Annotated in this window: 18 protein-coding genes; 12 read left to right on the top strand and 6 right to left on the bottom strand. The window is 65.5% G+C overall.

Annotation, left to right across the window (positions count from 1 at the left end; all coding sequences use genetic code 11):
* The first annotated feature begins 32 nt into the window (after positions 1 to 32).
* Positions 33 to 1,307 carry an acyl-CoA dehydrogenase family protein gene (locus KAQ61_RS09665; protein WP_043384631.1) on the top strand — a complete coding sequence of 425 codons (1,275 nt, stop codon included), beginning with the start codon at positions 33 to 35 and terminating at the stop codon, positions 1,305 to 1,307.
* 93 nt (positions 1,308 to 1,400) lie between these two features.
* Here the strand turns inward: KAQ61_RS09665 and KAQ61_RS09660 are convergent, their stop codons facing one another.
* The 5 genes from KAQ61_RS09660 to KAQ61_RS09640 form a co-directional block, all read right to left on the bottom strand.
* Positions 1,401 to 2,186, bottom strand: coding sequence for a peptidylprolyl isomerase (locus tag KAQ61_RS09660; RefSeq protein WP_043384634.1), 786 nt, complete (start codon positions 2,184 to 2,186; stop codon positions 1,401 to 1,403).
* A 74-nt stretch (positions 2,187 to 2,260) separates the two neighbouring features.
* Entirely contained in the window at positions 2,261 to 2,527 is a 267-nt protein-coding gene (locus KAQ61_RS09655; protein WP_042412933.1) for a BolA family protein, read from the bottom strand.
* Positions 2,520 to 3,083 carry a septation protein A gene (locus tag KAQ61_RS09650; protein WP_210929040.1) on the bottom strand — a complete coding sequence of 188 codons (564 nt, stop codon included), beginning with the start codon at positions 3,081 to 3,083 and terminating at the stop codon, positions 2,520 to 2,522. The genes KAQ61_RS09655 and KAQ61_RS09650 overlap by 8 nt, the downstream gene beginning before the upstream one ends.
* A gap of 184 nt (positions 3,084 to 3,267) precedes the next feature.
* On the bottom strand, positions 3,268 to 3,681 hold the full coding sequence (msrB, locus tag KAQ61_RS09645) for a peptide-methionine (R)-S-oxide reductase MsrB (protein ID WP_043384640.1): 414 nt from the start codon (positions 3,679 to 3,681) through the stop codon (positions 3,268 to 3,270).
* Positions 3,678 to 5,189, bottom strand: coding sequence for a protein adenylyltransferase SelO (locus tag KAQ61_RS09640; protein WP_210931828.1), 1,512 nt, complete (start codon positions 5,187 to 5,189; stop codon positions 3,678 to 3,680). The genes msrB and KAQ61_RS09640 overlap by 4 nt, the downstream gene beginning before the upstream one ends.
* 220 nt (positions 5,190 to 5,409) lie before the next feature.
* On the opposite strand from KAQ61_RS09640, the gene KAQ61_RS09635 reads away from it, so the two are divergent.
* From KAQ61_RS09635 to KAQ61_RS09610, 6 genes are all read left to right on the top strand, one after another.
* Entirely contained in the window at positions 5,410 to 7,047 is a 1,638-nt protein-coding gene (locus KAQ61_RS09635; protein WP_210929039.1) for a 3-(methylthio)propionyl-CoA ligase, read from the top strand.
* Between the two features lie 255 nt (positions 7,048 to 7,302).
* Positions 7,303 to 8,538 carry a branched-chain amino acid ABC transporter substrate-binding protein gene (locus tag KAQ61_RS09630; RefSeq protein ID WP_045267005.1) on the top strand — a complete coding sequence of 412 codons (1,236 nt, stop codon included), beginning with the start codon at positions 7,303 to 7,305 and terminating at the stop codon, positions 8,536 to 8,538.
* A 99-nt stretch (positions 8,539 to 8,637) separates the two neighbouring features.
* Entirely contained in the window at positions 8,638 to 9,591 is a 954-nt protein-coding gene (locus KAQ61_RS09625) for a branched-chain amino acid ABC transporter permease (protein ID WP_154163895.1), read from the top strand.
* A 28-nt stretch (positions 9,592 to 9,619) separates the two neighbouring features.
* Positions 9,620 to 10,960 carry a branched-chain amino acid ABC transporter permease gene (locus KAQ61_RS09620; protein WP_210931826.1) on the top strand — a complete coding sequence of 447 codons (1,341 nt, stop codon included), beginning with the start codon at positions 9,620 to 9,622 and terminating at the stop codon, positions 10,958 to 10,960.
* Positions 10,960 to 11,742: an ABC transporter ATP-binding protein gene (locus KAQ61_RS09615; RefSeq protein ID WP_042412921.1), complete on the top strand. Its 783-nt coding sequence runs from the start codon at positions 10,960 to 10,962 to the stop codon at positions 11,740 to 11,742. The genes KAQ61_RS09620 and KAQ61_RS09615 overlap by 1 nt, the downstream gene beginning before the upstream one ends.
* 15 nt (positions 11,743 to 11,757) lie before the next feature.
* The gene (locus KAQ61_RS09610; RefSeq protein ID WP_043384651.1) at positions 11,758 to 12,453 is read left to right on the top strand and encodes an ABC transporter ATP-binding protein; all 696 of its coding nucleotides are present in this window, start codon (positions 11,758 to 11,760) and stop codon (positions 12,451 to 12,453) included.
* Positions 12,454 to 12,568: 115 nt separating this feature from the next.
* Here the strand turns inward: KAQ61_RS09610 and KAQ61_RS09605 are convergent, their stop codons facing one another.
* Positions 12,569 to 13,696 (bottom strand): high-affinity branched-chain amino acid ABC transporter substrate-binding protein, encoded by a 1,128-nt coding sequence (locus KAQ61_RS09605; protein WP_154163897.1) that lies wholly within the window; start codon positions 13,694 to 13,696, stop codon positions 12,569 to 12,571.
* A 385-nt stretch (positions 13,697 to 14,081) separates the two neighbouring features.
* Between KAQ61_RS09605 and KAQ61_RS09600 the strand changes: the two genes are divergently transcribed.
* From KAQ61_RS09600 to KAQ61_RS09580, 5 genes are all read left to right on the top strand, one after another.
* Positions 14,082 to 16,196 carry a 3-hydroxyacyl-CoA dehydrogenase NAD-binding domain-containing protein gene (locus tag KAQ61_RS09600; protein WP_210929038.1) on the top strand — a complete coding sequence of 705 codons (2,115 nt, stop codon included), beginning with the start codon at positions 14,082 to 14,084 and terminating at the stop codon, positions 16,194 to 16,196.
* A 45-nt stretch (positions 16,197 to 16,241) separates the two neighbouring features.
* Positions 16,242 to 17,417 (top strand): acetyl-CoA C-acyltransferase, encoded by a 1,176-nt coding sequence (locus tag KAQ61_RS09595; protein WP_045267001.1) that lies wholly within the window; start codon positions 16,242 to 16,244, stop codon positions 17,415 to 17,417.
* Positions 17,414 to 17,872, top strand: coding sequence for a PaaI family thioesterase (locus KAQ61_RS09590; protein ID WP_244982853.1), 459 nt, complete (start codon positions 17,414 to 17,416; stop codon positions 17,870 to 17,872). Before KAQ61_RS09595 ends, KAQ61_RS09590 begins: the two co-directional genes overlap by 4 nt.
* A 114-nt stretch (positions 17,873 to 17,986) precedes the next feature.
* Positions 17,987 to 19,822: an acyl-CoA dehydrogenase family protein gene (locus KAQ61_RS09585; RefSeq protein ID WP_210929037.1), complete on the top strand. Its 1,836-nt coding sequence runs from the start codon at positions 17,987 to 17,989 to the stop codon at positions 19,820 to 19,822.
* Positions 19,823 to 20,674: 852 nt separating this feature from the next.
* The gene (locus tag KAQ61_RS09580) at positions 20,675 to 21,880 is read left to right on the top strand and encodes an MFS transporter (protein WP_244982852.1); all 1,206 of its coding nucleotides are present in this window, start codon (positions 20,675 to 20,677) and stop codon (positions 21,878 to 21,880) included.
* The last annotated feature ends 2 nt before the right edge of the window (positions 21,881 to 21,882 follow it).

The following is a 21,882-nucleotide window of genomic DNA, read 5'->3' as shown; positions in this document are numbered from 1 at the left end:
CATGTTTGCCTGTTAACGAAAAGGAGCACTCCATGGATTTCGACTACTCCCCCAAGACCAAGGAACTGCAGGCGCGGTTGCTGCGCTTCATGGACGAGCACATCTATCCCGCCGAAGCGGCCGTCCACCACGAGCTGGAGGCCAACACCCAGGCGGGCAAGCGCTGGACCCCGCTGAAGGTCATCGAAGACCTCAAGGACAAGGCCAAGGCCCAGGATCTGTGGAACCTGTTCCTGCCCCAGGACAGCGCCGAGATCGCCGGCGTGCGCGGTGCCGGCCTGACCAACCAAGAGTACGCGCCCCTGGCCGAAATCATGGGCCGTGTGGGCTGGGCATCGGAAGTCTTCAACTGCTCGGCGCCTGACACCGGCAACATGGAAACCATTGCCCGCTACGGCACCCAGGAGCACCGCGACCAGTGGCTGCTGCCCTTGCTGCGCGGTGAAATCCGCTCGGCCTTTGCGATGACCGAACCCGAGGTGGCCTCCAGCGATGCCACCAACATCTGTACCCGCATTGAGCGCCAGGGCGACGAGTACGTCATCAACGGCCACAAGTGGTGGATCTCCGGGGCGGGCGACCCGCGCTGCGCCATCTACATCACCATGGGCAAGACCGACCCCGATGCGCCCAAGCACTCGCAGCAGAGCATGGTGCTGGTGCCGGCCGATGCCCCTGGCGTGCGCGTGGTGCGTCCGCTGAGCGTGCTGGGCTACGACGATGCACCGCACGGCCACATGGAGATGTATTTCGAGAACGTGCGCGTGCCGGTCAGCAACATCCTGCTGGGCGAGGGCCGTGGCTTCGAGATCGCCCAGGGCCGACTGGGCCCCGGCCGCATCCACCACTGCATGCGCCTCATCGGCCAGGCCGAGCGGGCGCTGGAGCTGATGTGCCAGCGCGCCTCCAGCCGCGTGGCCTTCGGCAAGACGATTGCCCAGCAGACCGTGACCCAGGAGCGCATCGCCGAGGCGCGTTGCCGCATCGACATGGCGCGCCTGCTGACGCTCAAGGCCGCGTGGATGATGGACACCGTGGGCAACAAGGTGGCACGTACCGAAATCGCCATGATCAAAGTGGTGGCGCCCAAGCTGGCCTGCGATGTGATCGACTGGGCGATGCAGGTCCACGGCGGTGGCGGCATGAGCCAGGACTTCCCCCTGGCCCACGCCTACGCCACGGCGCGCACGCTGCGCTTTGCCGACGGCCCGGACGAAGTGCACCGCAACGCGATCGCCAAGTGGGAGCTGGGCAAGTGGGGCACCTACGGCCGCGACGCGCAGGTGCCGATCACGCGCGGCGCCTGAGTGGGCGGGTGCAGCCAGGCAGGGCGCAGGCCCTGCCGGCCATGAAAAAAGCGACCCGATGGGTCGCTTTTTGCTGGCCTGTGGGCGGGGGGCTTATTGCACCTTGGCCTTGGCGCGCAGGGACTCCTGGAACTGCATCATCTTTTGCTGTTCCAGCTGCTCGGCGATCTGGGGTTTGATGTCGTCCAGCGAAGGCAGCTGGGCGTCGCGCAGGTCGTCCACGCGGATGATGTGCCAGCCAAATTGGCTCTTCACGGGCGCATCGGTCAGGCCACCCTTTTGCAGCTTGACCATGGCCTCGGTGAACTCGGGCACATAGTTCGCGGGGCTGGCCCAGCCCAGGTCGCCGCCTTGGGCGCCCGATCCGGGGTCCTTGGACTCCTTCTTGGCGATGTCTTCGAACTTCTTGCCGGCCTTGACTTCGGCAATGATGGCCTTGGCGCGGTCTTCGGATTCCACCAGGATGTGGCTGGCGCGGTATTCCTTGCCGGCGTTGGCCGCCACGAACTTGTCGTACTCGGCCTTGATCTCGGCGTCGGTCACGGGGTTCTTCTTCTGGTAGTCCACGAACAGCTCGCGGATCAGGATGGTCTGGCGGGCCAGGTCCATCTGCTGCTTGTATTCGGGCGTGGCATCCAGGCCACGCTTGGTGGCTTCCTGCAGGAAGATTTCACGGGCAATCACTTCTTCCTTGATCTGGGCCTCCATCTCTGCAGGCACCTGGCGTCCCGAGCGCTCGATCTGCTGCTTGAGCACCTTCACGCGCTCCAGAGGCACGGGCTTGCCATTGACGATGGCCAAGTTTTGCGCAGAAGCCGAAAGGGCGGCTGTGCCCAACACGGCGACAGCCACGAGGCTGGGCAAAAGCTGTTTTTTCATGCGGAAATCCAACAAAGAGGTAAGAGTAGGTGATTGCCGCCAACGACCGTTGGCGTTTCTAGCAATGGGGTTCGTCAAAGCACTTCGATGGCTAAAGCATGAAGGCCTTGGTCGATGAAATGCTGCAAAGAATCATACACAACACGGTGGCGTGCCACGCGGCTCTTGCCTTCAAAAAATGGTGAGGCAATGCGTACGCGAAAGTGGGTGCCAAAACCCGTGCCGTTGGCGCCGGCGTGGCCGGCGTGCGCGCCGCTTTCATCGATGACTTCGAGCTGGGTGGGCGCCAGTTGGGCGCGCAGCACCTGCTCGATGGCGGCGGCGGTGATGGCCTCACTCATGGCCACGCTCCTGCGAGGGGGCCTGTTCGCCGTCCTTGAGGTAGCGGCCCAGGTAGAAGGCCTGGCCCACGACGAACAGTAGCATCAAACCCATGCCGCCGAACATCTTGAAATTGACCCAGGTGTCGGTGTCAAAGTTGTAGGCCACCCACAAGTTGAGCACGCCCATGACGGCGAAGAAGCCGGTCCAGGCCCAGTTCAGCGTGGTCCAGACTGGCTCGGGCAGCTGCAGCTGCCCGCCCATCAGGCTCTTGAGGAAGTTCTTCTTGAACAGCACCAGGCCCACCAGCAGGGCACCGCCCATCAGCCAGTACAGCACGGTGGGCTTCCACTTGATGAAATTCTCGTCGTGGGCGATCAGGGTGGCGCCGCCGAACAGCACGATGACCCCCAGGCTCAGCCATTGCATGGTCTCGACCTTGCCTGTCTTGATGCGCAGGTAGGCGATCTGCGCGATGGTGGCCACGATGGCCACCGCCGTGGCGGCGTAGATGCCCCAGACCTTGAAGGCCGCGAAAAACAAAATGATGGGGAAAAAGTCGATCAGCAGTTTCATGAAAAGAATTCGGGCGCCGCAGGGCCCAGGGTCATGCGAAAAGATGCCAAGCATGCCATAGCCCCGGGGGCTGGCGGGTGCACAAATCCGGGAAGTCCAAGGGTTTCACTCGCCGAGTGCGTGCCGGTCGCCGGGCAAGACCGAAGGCGCCCGGGGCTGGCTGGCTCCGCAGGGGCGCACGCCTTCAGGCCTCGGGTTCCTGGAACTGCAGCGAGGCCGAGTTCATGCAGTAGCGCAGACCGGTCGGCTGGGGACCATCCTCAAACACATGGCCCAGGTGGGCGCCGCACTGGCTGCACACGGTTTCGGTGCGCACCATGTGGTGGCTGTGGTCCACGATCTCGGTGATGGCGCCGGGGATGGCCTGGTGGAAGCTCGGCCAGCCGCAGCCGGCGTCGAACTTGGTGTCCGCATCGAACAGCTTGGCGCCGCAGCAGATGCAGTGGTAGCTGCCGTCGGCCCAGTGCTGTTCGTAGCGGCCGGTGAAGGGGCGCTCCGTGGCGGCGTGGCGTGTGACCTGGTAGGCCACGGGCTCGGCCCCCTTGGCACGCAGGGTGTCCAGCCATTCGGCGTCGGTTTTCTGGATGGGGTAGGTCATGAGGAGCAGCTGATGGCGATGGAGGACGCCCAGTCGGGCGGGAAGTCGGCCCAGGCGCGGTGCGCCGGGTGGTCGTCAAACGGGGTGCGCAGCACCTGGTGCAAGGATTGCACCACGCTGAAGTCGCCTTGCTGCGCGGCGCGAATGGCCAGCTCGCCCACATGGTTGCGCAGCACGAAGGCGGGGTTGGTGTGCAGCATCAAATCGGCGTCTGGCGCTTGTCCCATCTGCGTAGACAGCTCTTGATAGGTGAGCAACCAGCGGTCGAAGGCCTCGGTGTCCAAGAACAGCTCGCGCGTGCGCTCGGGGTCACCGTCCTGGGCCGACAGCGACAGGCGCCGCCAGAAGATGCTGTGGTCCACGCGCTGGGCCGCCAGCAATTCCAGCAGCTGGCCGATGGTGGCGGTGGCGGCCGCTTCGTGCTGCAGTTCGGCACCGGGCAGGCCCAGCTTGCGGCACACCTGGGTGCGGAAGGCCTGGCTGAACGCCGGGCGGTAGGCTTCCAGCGCCGCCACGGTCACGTCCTGGTCTTCGATCAACGGCAGCAGGGCCTGGCCCAGGCAGAACAGGTTCCAGTAGGCGATCTGGGGTTGCTTGTTGAAGGCGTAGCGCCCCTGGTGGTCGCTGTGGTTGCAGATGTGGCCGGGGTCGAAGCCATCCAGGAACTGGAAGGGGCCGTAGTCGATGGTCAGGCCCAGCACGCTCATGTTGTCGGTGTTCATCACGCCGTGGCAAAAGCCCACGGCCTGCCAGTGCGCCAGCAGGGTGGCCGTGCGCTGGCCAATCGCATGCAGCAGGGCCGCATAGGCGTTGCCGTGCAGGGTATTGCCCTCGGCATCCTGGCCGGACCAGCCCTGGCGGCAATCGGGGTCGTAGCGGTCGATCACATAGTCGGCCAGGGCGCGCAGCTCGGTCTGCATGTCGCGGGCGGCAAAGTGCTCGAAATGGCCAAAGCGGATGAAGCTGGGCGCGGCCCGCGTGACCACGGCGGCGGTTTCCATGGTCTCGCGGTGCACCGGGGCGGGCGAGGCGGTCAGGCACAGCGCGCGCGTGGTGGGAATGCCCAGGGCGTGCATGGCTTCGCTGCACAGGAACTCGCGGATGGAGGAGCGCAGCACGGCCCGGCCATCGCCGCCGCGCGAATACGGGGTGCGGCCTGCGCCCTTGAGCTGCAGCTCCCAGCCCGCGGCGGTCTCGCCCAGGTGCAGGGCACGGCCATCGCCCAGCTGCCCGGCCCACACGCCGAACTGGTGGCCGCTGTAGACGCTGGCATAGGGCTGGCTGCCGGGCAGCACGGTGTTGCCGCTGAAGGCCTGCAAGGCCGTCTCGGACGGCATGAAGCCCGGGGGCAGGCCGACCAGCTGCGCCACCTCTTCGCTGTGCGCCACCCAGGCGGGGGCGGGCAGCGGGGTGGGGGGCAGGTGGGTCAGAAACGCCGGGCCCAGGGCGGCAAAGCCGGTGTGCCAGTCCGGGGTGGGGGAACCGTCAGGGGAATGCATGCCCACCATTGTGGCCAAGCGGCTTGACCTTGCACGCCCTGGGCGATTGGGGCCTCGGCCGCGCACGGCACGCTGCGAATTGCCGCCCAAGTGACACCTGGGCGACACATGCATGCAGGAAAGCCCGCACCCGCAGTGCGGGACATGCGCTTAGGATGGGGGTGAATGCGCGCGTGGCGGCGATGGGCCGTGGCCGTGCAGCACCATAAAAACCAGGAGCACCATTTCCATGCAAGGCTTGATGCAGAACCAGCAGCTGCTGATCTCGAATCTGATTGAATTTGCCGCGCGCCACCACAGTGATGCGCAGATCGTGTCGCGCCGGGTCGAGGGCGACATCCACCGCTACACCTACCAGGACCTGTGCGGGCGCGCCAAGCAGCTGGCCAATACGCTGGATGCGATGAAGCTGGCGCATGGCGACCGCGTCGCCAGCCTGGCCTGGAACGGTTACCGCCACATGGAGATGTACTACGGCGTCAGCGGCTCGGGCCGCGTGCTGCACACCATCAACCCGCGCCTGCACCCGGACCAGGTGGCCTGGATCGTCAACCACGCCGAAGACCAGGTGCTGTGCTTCGACATGACCTTCCTGCCCATCATCCAGGCCGTGCACGCCAAGTGCCCCACGGTGCGCCAGTGGGTGGCGCTGTGCGATGCCGACAAGCTGCCGGCGGACAGCGGCATCCCCGGGCTGATCAGCTACGAGGCCTGGATCGGCGGCCAGTCGCCGCACTACCGCTGGCCGCAGCTGGACGAGAACACGGCGTCCAGCATGTGCTACACCAGCGGCACCACGGGCAACCCCAAGGCGGCGCTGTACAGCCACCGCTCCACCGTGCTGCACGCCTATGGTGCGGCATTGCCCGATGTGATGTGCCTGTCCTCGCGCGATGCGGTGCTGCCCGTGGTGCCCATGTTCCACGTCAACGCCTGGGGCCTGCCGTATTCGGCCGCGCTGACCGGGGCCAAGGTGGTGTTCCCCGGCCCAGCGCTGGATGGCAAGTCGCTGTACGAGCTGATCGAAGCCGAGGGCGTGACCTTTGCCGCCGGCGTGCCCACGGTCTGGCAGATGTTGCTGGGCCACGTGCAGCAGAACGGCCTGAAGTTCCGCACCCTGAACCGCACGGTGATCGGCGGCTCGGCCTGCCCGCCGGCCATGATCGACATGTTCGAGGACACCTACAACGTGCGCGTGCTGCACGCCTGGGGCATGACCGAGATGAGCCCGCTGGGCACCCTGGGCACGCTCAAGAACAAGCACCTGGACCTGCCCAAGGCCGAGCAGCGCCGCCTGCTGCAAAAGCAGGGCCGCTGCATCTTCGGCGTGGACATGCGCATCGTCGGCCACGACGGCAAGGACCAGCCCTGGGACGGTAAGACCTATGGCGACCTGCTGGTGCGCGGCCCCTGGATCATCGACCGCTACTACAAGGGCGACAGCCCGCTGATCCTGGATGAGCAGGGCCTGGGCTGGTTCCCCACCGGGGACGTGGCGACCATCGATGCCGATGGCTTCATGCAGATCACGGACCGCACCAAGGATGTGATCAAGTCCGGCGGCGAATGGATCAGCTCCATCGACGTGGAGAACATCGCCATGGGCCACCCGGCCGTGGCCATGGCGGCCTGCATCGGCATGCCGCACCCCAAGTGGGACGAGCGCCCCATCGTGGCCGTGGCCAAGAAGCCGGGCGCCGAGGTCTCGCGCGAGGAACTGCTGGCCTTCTTCGAGGGCAAGACCGCCAAGTGGCAGATCCCGGACGACGTGGTGTTCGTCGACGCCATCCCCCTGGGCGCGACCGGCAAGATGCTCAAGACCAAGCTGCGCGAGCTGCTCAAGGACTACAAGCTGCCCACGGCCTGAGCGCCAGCGCCCGCTGTGCGGCGGGTTGAAAAATCATGAGCGCCTAGCGCTTGTCCACTCTTGGTTTGGATATGAAAAGTATCTGAAACCCAGCGTGGATGAGCGCCAGGCGCTCTTTTTTTATGGGTATTCCTACGGAGGGGGATAGTCCCAAGAGTGAAACCACCATGCGTTTTTGACGCAAGGCTGACTACGCTTGTCGGGTGTTTCGGTGAGTTCCAACCAACCCATCCCATTCCAATGCAGGAGACAAGCATGCAGTTTGTGTTGAAGACCGTGGCCGCTTCCGTGTTGCTCAGCTGTGCCGGCGCTGCCGTGGCGCAGCAGGGCGAGACCGTCAAGATCGCGTGGCTGGACCCCTTGTCGGGTCTGATGGCCGCGCTGGGGACCAACCAGATGAAGAGCTGGCAGTACCTGGCCGAGGAGTTCAGCAAGAACAATCCTGCCGGGGTGAAGTTCGAGATCATCCCCATCGACAACAAGCTCAGCCCTCAGGAGACCACCAGCGCCCTGCGCTCGGCCATGGACCAGGGTGTGCGCTACGTGGTGCAGGGCAATGGCTCGGGCCCGGCGCTGGCCATCATGGACGCGCTGGAAAAGCACAACGCCCGCAACAAGGGTAAGGAAGTGCTGTACCTGAACTACGCCGCCGTGGACCCCGACCTGACCAACAGCAAGTGCAGCTACTGGCACTTCCGCCTGGATGCCGACACCTCGATGAAGATGGAGGCGCTGACTACCTACATGAAGGACCAGCCCGAGGTGAAGAAGGTCTACCTCATGAACCAGAACTACGCGCACGGCCACCAGGTCAGCAAGTACGCCAAGGAGATGCTGCAGCGCAAGCGCCCCGACATCGAGATCGTGGGCGACGACATGGCCCCGCTGGCGCAGGTGCGCGACTTCTCGCCCTACATCGCCAAGATCAAGCAGTCCGGCGCGGACAGCGTGATCACCGGCAACTGGGGCTCGGACCTGTCGCTGCTGATCAAGGCCGCCAACGATGCGGGCCTGAACAACGTCAAGTTCTACACCTACTACGGCGCCACCACCGGCGTGCCCACGGCCATGGGCGCGGGCGCGGCGGGCAAGGTCTACATGGTGGCGTACTCGTACACCAACCAGCCCGGGCCGATCAATGACGTGGTCAAGGGCTTCAAGGCCAAGTTCAACGACGACATGTACACCGGCGCCGTCTACCACGGCTTCGCCATGCTCAGCGAGGCCTTCAAGCGCGCCAAGAGCACTGATCCCGTGAAGGTGGCGGCGGTGATGGAGGGCATGAAGTTCAAGAGCTTCAACGGCGAGGTGGAGATGCGCAAGCAGGACCACCAGTTGCAGCAGGGCCTGTACATCAGCCGCTGGGACAAGACCGATGCGCAGAACCCGATGGACATGGAAAACACCGGTCACACCTTCAAGCAGGTGAAGTTCTTCGAGCCCTACGTGGCCAGCACCCCCACGTCCTGCCAGATGAAGCGCCCCAGCTGACCGGCTGGGTGCATGGCCCCGCAGCGCGCCCTTGCGCTGCGGGTGGGTACGGCCCGCGCACGCGGCGGGCCGCGGTGGCTTCAGCGCGGGTAGGGTCTGATGAATCTTGAATTTTTTACCATCTCCATGCTCAACGGCATCAGCTACGGGCTGCTGCTGTTCATGCTGAGTTCGGGCCTGACGCTCATCTTCAGCATGATGGGCGTGCTCAATTTCGCGCACACCAGCTTCTACATGCTGGGTGCCTACTTCGGTTACATGCTCTCGGGCGTCATCGGCTTCTGGCCGGCGCTGCTGCTGGCGCCGCTGCTGGTGGGGGCGCTGGGCGCGGTGTTCGAGCGCTACAGCCTGCGCAAGGTGCACAAGTACGGCCATGTGCCGGAGCTGCTGGTCACCTTCGGCCTGTCCTACCTGGTGCTGGAAGTGGTGCAGTTGGTCTGGGGGCGCAGCGCTGTGCCCTACGGCCTGCCGCCGTCGCTGCAGGGGCCGCTGTTCACGCTGTATGGCACGCAGTTTCCCAAGTCGCGCTCCTTCATCATGCTGATGGCGCTGCTGATGCTGCTGGCCGTGTGGCTGCTGCTGACGCGCACGCGCATTGGCCTGGTGATCCAGGCGGCGCTGAAAAAGCCCGAGATGGTGGAGGCCCTGGGCCACAACGTGCCGCGCGTGTTCATGCTGGTGTTCGGCGGCGGCTGCGCCCTGGCCGGGCTGGCCGGCGTGATCGGCGGCAACACCTATGTGACCGAGCCGGCCATGGCCATGTCGGTCGGCTCCATCATTTTCGTGGTGGTGGTGGTCGGTGGCCTGGGGTCGCTGGCCGGGGCCTTCCTGGCCTCGCTGCTGATTGGCGTGGTGCAGACCTTTGCCGTGGCGCTGGACTACTCCGGCGCCAGCGCGCTGCAGGCCCTGGGCCTGCACCTGACGCCCGAGAGCTTCGGCTGGTCGCTGCTCAGCCTGACGATCTCGCAGATGGCGCCCATCCTGCCGTACCTGTTCCTGGTCCTCATGCTCATCTTCCGCCCCAAGGGGCTGATGGGCACCCGGGAGGATTGATCCCATGTCCGCCATCCTGATTTCGCACATGCCCAACGAAGTCGTGCCCGTACCGGGCGAGGGCGCCGCGCGCACCGCACCGGCCTATTACCGCTTCAAGCCCTGGAACATCGGGCGCATGGTGGTCTGGGGCGTGTTCGCGCTGCTGCTGATCGCCGCGCCCCATGTGTTCACCAGCTCGCTGGCGCTAACCATGCTCAGCCAGATGGGTTACGCCATCATCATCTGCCTGTCCTACAACATCCTGCTGGGGCAGGGCGGCATGCTCAGCTTCGGCCACGCGGTGTACACGGGCCTGGGCTCGTTCGTGGCCATCCATGCCATGAACCGCGCCGCCGACGGCAGCCTGCCGATTCCGCTGGTGTTGATCCCCGTGGTGGGTGGCCTGGCCGGCATGTTTTTCGCCGCCGTGCTGGGCTGGGTGACGACCAAGAAGTCCGGCACCACCTTCGCCATGATCACGCTGGGCGTGGGCGAGCTGGTGGCGGCCATGTCGCTGATGCTGCCGGGCTTCTTCGGTGGCGAGGGCGGCATCACCACCAACCGCGTCTATGGCCAGCCTTTGCTGGGGCTGGACTTCGGCCCGGGCATCCAGGTGTACTACCTCATCGCCTTCTACTGCTTTGTCTGCACGGCGCTGATGTTCGCCTTCACCGCCACGCCGCTGGGCCGCATGCTCAACGCCGTGCGCGACAACCCGGAGCGTGTGGCCTTCGTCGGCTACAACACCCAGCGCGTGCGCTACATGGGCTTCATCATCGCGGGCTTTTTCGCCGGCATCGGTGGTGGGCTGGCGGCGATCAACTTCGAAATCGTCACCGCCATGGACAGCGTCAGCATCATCCGCTCCGGCACCTTCCTGCTGTTCACCTTCCTCGGGGGCGCCACCTTCTTCTTCGGCCCCATCATCGGTGGCGTGCTGATGGTGATTGCCACGGTGTTCCTGTCCGAGTTGACCAAGGCCTGGATGCTGTACCTGGGCCTGATCTTCCTGTTCATGGTGATGTATGCGCCCGGCGGCATCGCCAGCCTGATCATGATGAACCTGCGCCTGGCCAAGTACGGCAAGCTGGGCCGCATCTTCGGTGCCTACCTGGCGCTGGCCGGCACGGCGCTGGCCATGCTGGTGGGGCTGGCGGCGGTGGTGGAGATGCTCTACCACCTGCAGCTCAACAGCGCGCTGGGCGACACGCTGCGCTTCATGGGCATGCAGCTGAACGTGCGCAGCGTGGACAGCTGGCTGGGGGCGGTGCTGGTCTTTGCGACCGGGCTAGGCCTGTTCGAGCTGACGCGTCGCGAGTACCTGCGCCACTGGGGCCAGATCCAGGAAGAGATTGAGCACGAGATCCAGCGCGCGGAGGGCCACTGATGACGCACACATCCACCTATGCGCTGGAGCTGCGCGACCTGCGCAAGAGCTTTGGCAAGACCGAGATCATCCGCGGCGCCGACCTGGCCGTGCAGGCCGGCGAGCGCGTGGCCATCATCGGCCCCAACGGCGCGGGCAAGAGCACGCTGTTCAACCTGATCAGCGGGCGCTTCGCCCCCACCAGCGGCGAAGTGCTGCTGCACGGCCAGCGCATCGACGGCCGCCAGCCGTACGAGATCAACCGCCTGGGCCTGTCGCGCAGCTTCCAGATCACCAACATCTTCCCCAAGCTCAGCGTGTTCGAGAACCTGCGCTGCGGCGTGCTGTGGAGCATGGGCTACCGCTACACCTTCTTGCGTTTCCTGTCGCGCATGGATGCGGTCAACGAGCGTGCCAAGCAACTGATGGAGCAGATCGGCCTGCACAAGAAGCGCGACGAGCTGGCCGTGAACCTGACCTATGCCGAGCAGCGCGCGCTGGAGATCGGCATCACCATCGCCGGCGGGGCCGATGTGATTTTGCTGGACGAACCCACGGCCGGCATGAGCAACAGCGAGACCGCGCGCTTCATCAACCTGATCCGCGAGGTGACCGTGGGCAAGACCTTGCTGACTGTGGAGCATGACATGGGCGTGGTGTTCGGCCTGGCCGACAAGATCGCCGTGGTCGTCTATGGCGAGGTGATCGCCTTCGACACGCCCGAGGCAGTGCGCGCCAATCCACGGGTGCAGGAGGCCTACCTGGGCTCGGTCATCGCCGAAGAGCAGGCGGCCCTGCATTGAGGAGGGGGAGACACCATGTTGAAGATCAATAACCTGCACGCCTATTACGGCAAGAGCCATGTGCTGCACGGCGTGGACTTTGCCGTGCAGCCCGGCGAGATCGTGGCCCTGCTGGGGCGCAATGGCTCGGGCCGCTCCACCACCGCCAAGGCCATCATGGGGCTGGTGGACTGGGAGGGCGAGATCACCTGGAAGGACCGCGCCTTGCACGGCCACAAGACCTACGAGATCGCGCACCTGGGCCTGGGCTATGTGCCCGAAAGCCGCGACGTGTTCCCCAACCTGACCGTGCACCAGAACCTGCTGCTGGGCCAGAAGGGCCGCGGCAAGGGCAGCCGCTGGGGCTTTGACGACATGTACGCCATGTTCCCGCGCCTCAAGGAGCGCCAGCACACCGAGGCCGGCGTCATGTCCGGCGGCGAGCAGCAGATGCTGACCCTGTGCCGCACGCTGATGGGCGATCCGGACCTGATCATCATCGACGAACCCACGGAAGGGCTGGCGCCCAAGATCGTCGAGCTGGTGGGCGAGTACCTGCAAAAGATCAAGCAGCGCGGGGTGTCGGTGCTGCTGATCGAGCAGAAGCTGACGATCGCCATGCGCATCTCCGACCGCGCCCTGGTCATGGGCCATGGCGCCATCGTGTTCGACGGCACGCCCGAAGGGCTGAAGGCCAACCAGCACATCCGCAAGGAATGGCTGGAGGTGTGAAAACCATAGCTGCTGACGCTGGATGGGTAAGCGCTGGTGGCCGTTTTGGCTGATATTCCTGCCGCCATCAAAAAAGGGCACCGCGAGGTGCCCTTGTGCATGACGGGGCCGTGGTTTACTGCACGGCCTTGCGGCTGCCGTCCTTGGCCAGCTCGAACACCACGAACTCGAAGTCCTTCAGGTCGCCCTTGGCGTCGAACGCCACCTTGCCGATCACGGTGTCGAAGGTGTTGGCGTGCATGTAGGCGGCCACCTTCTTGGCGTCGGGGCCCACGGCCTTCATCGACTTGTCCAGCACCTGCAGGGCCGCGTAGGCGGGCATCTGGTAGGCGCCGTTGGCCGAGCGCTTGGCCTTCTTGAAGGCCTCGACCACGGACTTGTTCTCGGGGCGCTGGCTGAAGTCGGCGGGGAAGGTGAACATCATGCCCTCGACGGCGGGACCGGCGATCTCGATCAGGCCCTGGTTGAACACGCCTTCGGGGCCGATCCAGCGGGTCTGCAGGCCTTGCTCCTTGGCCTGGCGCAGCAGCAGGCCCATTTCAGGGTGGTAGCCACCGAAGAACACGGCATCGACCTTGGCGGTCTTGAGCTTGGTGATCACAGCGGAATAGTCGCTGTCGCCGGCATTCAGGCCGTCGTACATCACCACGGGCACCTTCAGGCTGTCCAGCGTGTTCTTCACGTGCTGGGCCACGCCGGCGCCATAGGTCTGCTTGTCGTGCAGCACGGCCACGGCCTTGGGCTTGATCTTGTTGGCGATGAACTTGGCGGCGAACGGGCCTTGCTGGTCATCGCGGCCGATGGTGCGGAAGAAGTAGTGGCCCTTGAGGCCGTCGGTCACCTGGGGCGCGGTGGCGCCAGGGGTGATGGCGACGATGCCTTCTTCCTCATAGATCTTGGAGGCGGGAATGGTCACGCCCGAGCAGACGTGGGTGATGGCGAATTTGGCACCCGAATTGAGCACGCGGTTGGCGGCTGGCACGGCCTGCTTGGGTTCGCAGGCATCATCGATCAGCACGGGCTTGTACATGCGGCCATTCATGCCGCCGGCGGCGTTCAGCGCCTCCACGGCAGTCAACAAACCCGCCTGCACCTCGTCGCCATACTGGGTGTTGGGCCCGGTCATGGGGATGGGCACACCGATCAGGATGGGGTCCGCCGCATGGGCGCCCAGGGATGCCGTGCCCAGCAGGGCGGCGGCGGCCCAGGAGGTACTCAGGCGAATGAATGTTTTGCGTTGCATAGAGTGAGCCTTCCGATAGGGGTTGAATGCACGCGCCACGGCACGCGCTGTGCACATTGTTGGGGCAGCCCTGACCGGCATGGCTATGGCTTTCCCCAGCGTTTTATTGCAGCCACAGCCCCTCCGGCGCTGCGCTTGCGCAGACCGCATAGCAAGAACTGCGCCACACCACAGGCACGGTCCTGACCGTTGGTCGGATCGTGGCCGTGCCCCCGGCGCACCGGTGGGGCGCTGGGTGGTGTTCCGACCTGCAGAACCTGCCTTGGCCCAGATGTCCCAGTTGAGACAAACACAGGGCAAAACGCGATGGCGTTGTGCCGGCACCCTTCCTAGAATGAATTGCAGAACGCCCGTTCTTTTTTCATAGAACTGAAGGAGACAAGCCATGACGGCTGAATACAAGGTCCACGGCGCCGTGGCCGTGATCACGCTCAACAATCCTCCGGTCAATGGCCTGGGGCTGTCCACCCGCCGTGCGGTCATCGAAGGCCTGAACCAGGCCAACACCGACAGCAGCGTGCAAGCCATCGTGATCACCGGTGCCGGCAAGGCCTTCTCGGGCGGTGCGGACATCAAGGAATTCGGCAAGGAGGCGGCCCTGCAGGAGCCGAACCTGCACACCGTGATCGCGCAGGTGGAGCAGTCCGGCAAGCCCGTGGTGGCCGCCATCCACAGCGTGTGCATGGGCGGCGGGCTGGAGCTGGCCCTGGGCTGCCACTACCGCATTGCGGCGCCCGGCACCACCGTGGCCCTGCCGGAAGTCAAACTGGGCCTGCTGCCCGGCGCCGGGGGCACGCAGCGCCTGCCGCGCGCCATCGGCGTGGAGCCGGCGCTGAACATGATCGTCAGCGGCGAGGCCGTGAAAAGCGAGCTGCTGGCGCAGATCCCCGGGCAAAAGCTGTTCGACAAGCTGGCCTCCAGCCCCGAAGCGCTGGCCGCCGAGGCCCTGGCCCTGGCCCAGACCGTGGGCGAGCGCCATGCCGACGGTAACGAGGCCCTGCCTCTGGTGCGCGACCTGAAGTGCAAGCACCCCCAGGGCGATGCCTATTTCGGCTTTGTGCGCAACATGGTCAAGGGCATGTCCAAGAACTACCCCGCGCCCCTGAAGTGTGTGGACGCCGTGGAAGCGGCCACCAAGCGCAAGTTCCAGGAAGGCCTGGACTTCGAGCGCGAGCTGTTCGTCAACCTGATGTGGACGCCCGAGTCGCGTGCGCTGCGCCACCTGTTCATGGCCGAGCGTGCGGCCTCCAAGATTGCCGACGTGCCCGCCGACACCCCGGTGCGTGCCATCCAGAAAGTGGGCGTGATCGGCGCCGGCACCATGGGCGGTGGCATCAGCATGAACTTCCTGAATGCCGGCATCCCCGTGACCATCCTGGAGACCAAGCAGGAGGCGCTGGACCGTGGCGTGGCCACCATCCGCAAGAACTACGAGGCCCAGGTCAAGAAGGGCAAGCTCAAGGAAGACAAGTACGCCCAGCGCATGGCCTTGCTGTCCACCACGCTGGCCTATGACGACCTGAAGGATTGCGACCTGATCATCGAGGCCGTGTTCGAGGAGCTGGGCGTCAAGGAAGCCGTGTTCAAGCAGCTGGACGCCGTGGCCAAGCCCGGCGCCATCCTGGCTTCCAACACCTCCACGCTGGACGTGGACAAGATCGCCGCCTTCACGCGCCGCCCGCAGGACGTGGTGGGCATGCACTTCTTCAGCCCCGCCAACGTGATGAAGCTGCTGGAGGTGGTGCGCGGCAAGGCCACGGCCCACGATGTGCTGGCCACCGTGATGCAGATCGCCAAGAAGATCAAGAAGACGGCCGTGGTCTCGGGTGTGTGCGACGGCTTCATCGGCAACCGCATGATCGAGCAGTACAGCCGCCAGGCCGGCTTCCTGATCGAGGAGGGCGCCACCCCGCAGCAGGTGGACAAGGCCGTGGAGAAGTTCGGCTTCGCCATGGGGCCGTTCCGCATGGGCGATCTGGCCGGCAACGACATCGGCTGGGCCATCCGCAAGCGCCGCTATGTGGAAAAACCGCACATGAAGTACAGCAAGACCGCCGACCTGCTGTGCGAGATGGGGCGCTATGGCCAAAAGACCGGCAAGGGCTGGTACGACTACCAGGCTGGCAAGCGCGACGCCATCCCCAGCCAGGAAGTGCTGGACATGATCAGCACCTACCGCCAGAGCCAGGGCATCACGCCGCGCAAGATCTCCGACGAGGAAATTGTGCAGCGCCTGGTGTTCGCCCTGGTCAATGAGGGGGCGCAGATCCTGGAGGACGGCATCGCCAGCAAGGCCGGCGACATCGACATGGTCTACCTGACCGGCTATGGCTTCCCCATCTACCGCGGCGGCCCCATGCACTACGCCAGCGAGCTGGGCCTGATCAACGTGGTGCAGGCCATGCAGCGCTTTGCCCAGAACCCCCATGACGATGCCAGCTTCTGGCAGCCCGCGCCGCTGCTGGCGCGCCTGGCGGCCGAAGGCCAGCGTTTTTCCTGAGCGGTGTGCGCCGCTTGAACACCCAGAGATTGAAGGATTGACCCTATGACATCCGCAGTGATTGTTTCCACCGCGCGCACCCCGCTGGCCAAGAGCTGGAAGGGATCGTTCAACATGACCTATGGCCCCACGCTGGGCGCCCACGCGGTCGCGCACGCGGTGCAGCGTGCCGGCATCGACGGCGCCGAGGTGGAGGACGTGATCATGGGCCTGTCGCTGCCCGAAGGCACGACCGGCGGCAACGTGGCGCGCCTGATCGCCACGCGCGCCGGCCTGCCCGTGACCACGGCGGGCATGACCATCAACCGCTTCTGCTCCTCGGGCCTGCAGGCCATCGCCCTCGCGTCGCAGCGCATCATCGCTGGCGAGAACGAGGTGCTGGTGGCCGGCGGCCTGGAGTCCATCTCCTGCGTGCAGCTGGAGGTGAACCAGCACATGGCCCACGACCCGGAGCTGACCAAGATGAAGCCCGAGATCTACTGGTCCATGCTGCAGACCGCCGAGCAGGTGGCCAAGCGCTACCAGATCAGCCGCGAAGCCATGGACGAGTACGGCGCTGCCAGCCAGCAAAAGGCCTGCGCAGCGCAGGCCGCGGGCCTGTTCGACGCCGAAATCGCCCCCATCACCGTGACCATGGGCGTGGCCGACAAGGTCATGGGCCTGACCACCAAGCAGGTCACCGTCAGCAAGGACGAGGGCACGCGCGAGGGCACGACCGTGGAAGGCATTGCCGGCCTGCGCAGCGCGCTGCCCGGCGGGCTGGTGACGGCGGGCAACGCCAGCCAGTTCTCCGACGGTGCCGGCGCCTGCGTGGTGGTGCACGAGGACTACGCCAGCAAGCACGGCCTGCAGCCGCTGGGGCGCTTCCTGGGCTTTGCCGTGGCCGGTTGCGAGCCGGACGAGATGGGCATCGGCCCGGTGTTCGCCATCCCCAAGGTGCTCAAGAAGCTGGGCCTGAAGGTCGAGGACATCGACCTGTGGGAGCTGAACGAGGCCTTTGCCGTGCAGGTGATCTACTGCCGCGACAAGCTGGGCATCCCGAACGAGCGCCTGAACGTCAACGGTGGTGCGATTGCCCTGGGCCACCCGTATGGCGTCTCGGGCCAGCGCCTGACGGGCCATGCGCTGATCGAAGGCAAGCGCCGCGGTGCCAAGCGCGTCTGCGTGACCATGTGCATCGGCGGTGGCATGGGCGCGGCCGGTATCTTCGAGGTGCTGTGAGCGCGCGCGACGCCGCGCCCGCGGCGGCCACGCCCGAGGCCGTGCTGGCCTTTGGCCGGCAGATTCTGGCCAGCCAGCCGTTCAGTCAGTTGCTGGGCGCGGAGCTGACGGAGCTGACCGCCGAGGGCGCGTGCGAACTGCGCCTGCCCCTGCGCCCGGCGCTGACCCAGCAGTACGGCTTCGCCCACGGCGGCGTGGTCAGCTACATAGCCGACAACGCCCTGACCTATGCCGGGGCCGTGGCCCTGCGGGTGCCGGTGATCACCAGCGAGTTCAAGATCAACTACCTGCGCCCCGCCGTGGGCGAAGGCTTGATCGCGCGCTCCAGCTGCATCCATGCCGGCCGCTCGCAAGCCGTCACGCGCTGTGACGTGTTTGCCGTGCAGGACGGCGTGGAAAAACTGTGCGCCACGGCGCAGGGCACGATCAACGTCCTGCCTGCCCCCAAGGCCTGAAGCCGTGCCGGTGCGGGGCTTTGCCTCGCACCGCGCCCCGGTGTGTCAGTTTCAACAACCATAGCTGTCGGCGCTTGCCCAGCAAGCGCTGGAGGCTGATTTCGCTTCAAAACCATGTCCCAGTTGCGCTCCACCCTGGAATTTTTGGTCTATGACTGGCTGCACGCCGAAAGCCTGACCGCCCGCACCCGCTATGCCGACCACAGCCGCGAAACTTTTGACGCGGTGTGGGACACCTGTGAGCGCATCGCCCGCGAGAAGTACGCGCCCTTCAACCGCACGGTGGACACGCAGGAGCCCAGCTTCGACGGCGAGAAGGTGATCCAGCCCGCCTGCACCGGCGAGGCGCGCAAGGCCTATGCAGACAGCGGCATGCTCAGCGCGGCCCAGCCCTACGAGCAAGGCGGCATGCAGCTGCCGTATGTGGTGGAGGCCGCGGCCAACAGCTTTTTTGCCTGCGCCAGCATCAGCATCGGTTCCAACCTGCTGACCGTGGGCAACGCCAACCTGCTGCGCGTGCACGGCACGCCCATGCAGCAGCAGGTGTTTGCCGACAACGCATTCAACGGCCGCTGGGCCGGCACCATGGCGTTGTCGGAGCCCCAAGCCGGTTCATCCCTGAGCGACATCGCCACGCGTGCCGAGCCCGATGGCGCCGACTTTGAGGCCGACCCGCTGGGCGCCCGCTACCGCCTCAAGGGCAACAAGATGTGGATCAGCTCCGGTGACCACGAGCTGACCGAAAACATCGTGCACCTGGTGCTGGCCAAGATCCCCGGGCCGGACGGCAAGCTGATTCCGGGCGTGAAGGGCATTTCGCTGTTCATCGTGCCCAAGAAGCTGGTGGACACCACCGGCCAGTTGACCGGCGAGCGCAACGACGTGGCCCTGGCCGGCCTGAACCACAAGCTGGGCTGGCGCGGCACCACCAACACGCTGCTGAACTTTGGCGAGGGCAAATACCCGGTGCGCGGCGGCGCGGGCGCCATCGGCTACCTGGTGGGCAAGCCGCACGAAGGCCTCAAGTGCATGTTCCACATGATGAACGAGGCGCGCATCGGCATTGGCATGGCGGCCACCATGCTGGGCCTGGCCGGCTACTACGCCAGCCTGGACTACGCCAAGAACCGCCCGCAGGGCCGCCCCATGACCGAAGGCGGCAAAGACGCCAGCAGCCCGCAAGTGGCCATCATTGAGCACGCCGACGTCAAGCGCATGCTGCTGGCGCAAAAGGCGTACTGCGAAGGTGCGCTGGCGCTGAACCTGTACTGCGCCCAGCTGGTGGACGAAGGCCGCACAGGAACGCCGGAGGAAGCAGCCCGCGCCAAGCTGCTGCTGGAGGTGCTGACCCCCATCGCCAAGAGCTGGCCCAGCGAGAACTGCCTGGAGGCCAATTCCCTGGCCATCCAGATCCACGGCGGCTATGGCTATACGCGCGACTTCCCGGTGGAGCAGTACTGGCGTGACAACCGCCTGAACATGATCCACGAGGGCACGCATGGCATCCAGGCGGCTGATTTGTTGGGCCGCAAGGTGCTGATGCAGGGCGGCGCAGGCCTGCAACTGCTGGCCACCACCATCCACGCCACCATCGAGCGGGCCCTGCAGCAGCCGGCCCTGGCTGCTTATGCCAACCAGTTGGCCCAGGCACTGCAGGAGGTGGGCAGCGCCACCAAAAAAGCCTGGGCCACCGGCAACCCGCAGGAGGCGTTGGCGAATGCCGTGCCCTATATGCAGGCCTTTGGCCACATGGTGCTGGCCTGGGTGTGGCTGGACGTGGCGCTGACCGTGTTGCAGCGCGATGCTGCGCTATCGATAGCTGCCAACGCAGGCAGGATGGGTGCAGTACGCTATTTCTACCACTATGAGTTGCCCCAGATCACCGCCTGGCTGCAGGTGGTGAAGGCGCGCGATCTGACCTGCGCCCAGTTGCCGGCCGAGGCCTTCTGACGGCCCACGGGCCTGCCCCCTTCCTGGCGGGCCTGTGCAGGCCGGCCGGGGTTGGGGGCGTGCCCGGCACGTTCCAGGGGAATGTCCTGCGCTGCGTGCCGAGAGGTCGCGCCGCAGGATCTGCGGGGTGCCCCGGCCTGTGGGCGGCCCCTGTCTTGGGTTCCGCTGCACAAATTAATACCAAGGCCGGCACCGCCATCGCGTGGGCCGCTTTGGAAGGCCGCGAATATCTCCAACCTCGCAAATCCGTACATGCCGCCGTGCATGGCGCGGAGTGGCTTCGGGCATGCCCCAAAAAAATCGCCTCCTGGGAAGAAGGCGCAAAATACAAGCGTCTGTCTGTGGGTCACAACAGCAAGACACGCGGATTCTAGGGGGACGGCCGCAGGGCGCTGCAAAAATATGTGTGCGCGCATCTCGCTATGCGAAATTCCATGCCTACAGGGAATTCTGAAATTGAATAAGCCGCAGGTTTATTGCAGGGTGCACTGCATTCATCTTGAATATCCAATGGAAAATGCGGCCGATATGCCATCGGCGCATGAATCCGCAGGTCGTATAAATACTCAGGTGGCATTAATTTTTTGCAGTCTTTTATAAGACTTGATGCATTTGCAATACCTTGCAACATTTGATCGGCCACTTGTGTGACCGCTTCATGGCAGGGCGTGGCAACCCTGCTTGCTTGTCGGCTGTCCAACCGGGGATTGCGCCGCCGCGCCGTGCCGGCGCACAATGGACTGAATCTTTTTTCCCATGCCACCGCTGGACCGCGCCCGGGTCATTCCGGGCGCGGTCTTGCTTTGGAGCGCCACGCTGCGCGTTCCTGTGGCCTTACACACTGCTTGAAGAATGAAGTTGAGAGGTTCGCCCTTTGCGTGGGTGAGTTTTGCCATGATCGTCGGCGTGATGGGCACGGCCCTCATCAGCCCGCTGTACGCGCTCTACAAAGAGGCATGGCAACTGCAGGCCAGCGACATCTCGCTGATCTACGTGGTCTACATGAGTGGGGCGCTGTGCAGCCTGCTGTTTCTGGGTCGCCTGCCGGACCGCGCCGGCTTCAAGGCCGTGATGCAGGCCGGGCTGGTGCTGACCCTGCTGGGCACCTTCCTCAGTCTGGTCGCCTGGAACATGACCAGCCTGGTCGTCGGGCGCTTCATCGTCGGCGTGGCCTCCAGCCTGATGACCACCAGCGCCACGCAGGGGCTGGCCGTGTTGTCGCGCCCCGGCCATGTGCAGCGCGTGGCCATGGTCACCGGCTTTCTGATGGCGCTGGGCTTCGGCCTGGGTCCCCTGGTCGGCGGCATCATGGGGCAGTGGGCCCCCTATCCGCTGGTCACCACCTACATCCCGACCCTGGTGCTGGGCGGGCTGGGCCTGTACGTGCTGGCGCGGCTGGAGCTGCCACCCGCCGCGCTGCCGCGCCAGGCGGGCCGGCTGCGGCTGCAGGACGTGCTGCCCAAGCTGACCTGGCCGGAGCCCAGTGCCTCCACGGCCTTTGTGTTGACCTGCATGCTGCCCTTCCTGGCGTTTGGCGTGTTCGGCCTGTATGCCTCGATGTCGCCGCTGTTCCTGGACCGGCTGGTGCCCTGGCATGGCCCCGTGGTCAGTGGCACGGCCATCGCCGTGATCCTGCTGGCCTCGGCCTGCGTGCAGGTGCTGGTGGGCAACCTGCCCACGCAGTGGTGCGGCCTGGGCGGCCTGCTGAGCCTGGCCCTCAGCAATGCGCTGCTGATGGTGAACCTGTGGGTGGGCTCGGCCTGGCTGTTCGTGCTGGGCGTGGCGTGCACGGCCATGGGCCACGGCATGAGCATGTTGTCGGGCATGAGCATGGTCAACCGCATTGCCACCCCGTCCAACCGCTCCGGCTTGCTGTCGACCTATCTGGTGATCGGCTACATCGGCAGCATGCTGCCCATGCTGGGCATGGGCTGGCTGGCCGACCACTGGGGCATGACGGTGGCGGTGTGCAGCTTCTGCGCCATGGTGATCGTGCTGGGGCTGGTGGTGGGGGGGCTGTTCCACCGCCACCCGCGCATGCGCAGCAGCGTGCAGTAAGG

Origin of the sequence: Comamonas aquatica, assembly GCF_018064205.1 — a bacterium.
GTDB lineage: Bacteria > Pseudomonadota > Gammaproteobacteria > Burkholderiales > Burkholderiaceae_C > Comamonas > Comamonas aquatica.
Note: the sequence above shows the minus strand (reverse complement) of the source record. Positions and strands in the feature narration are given on the sequence as shown.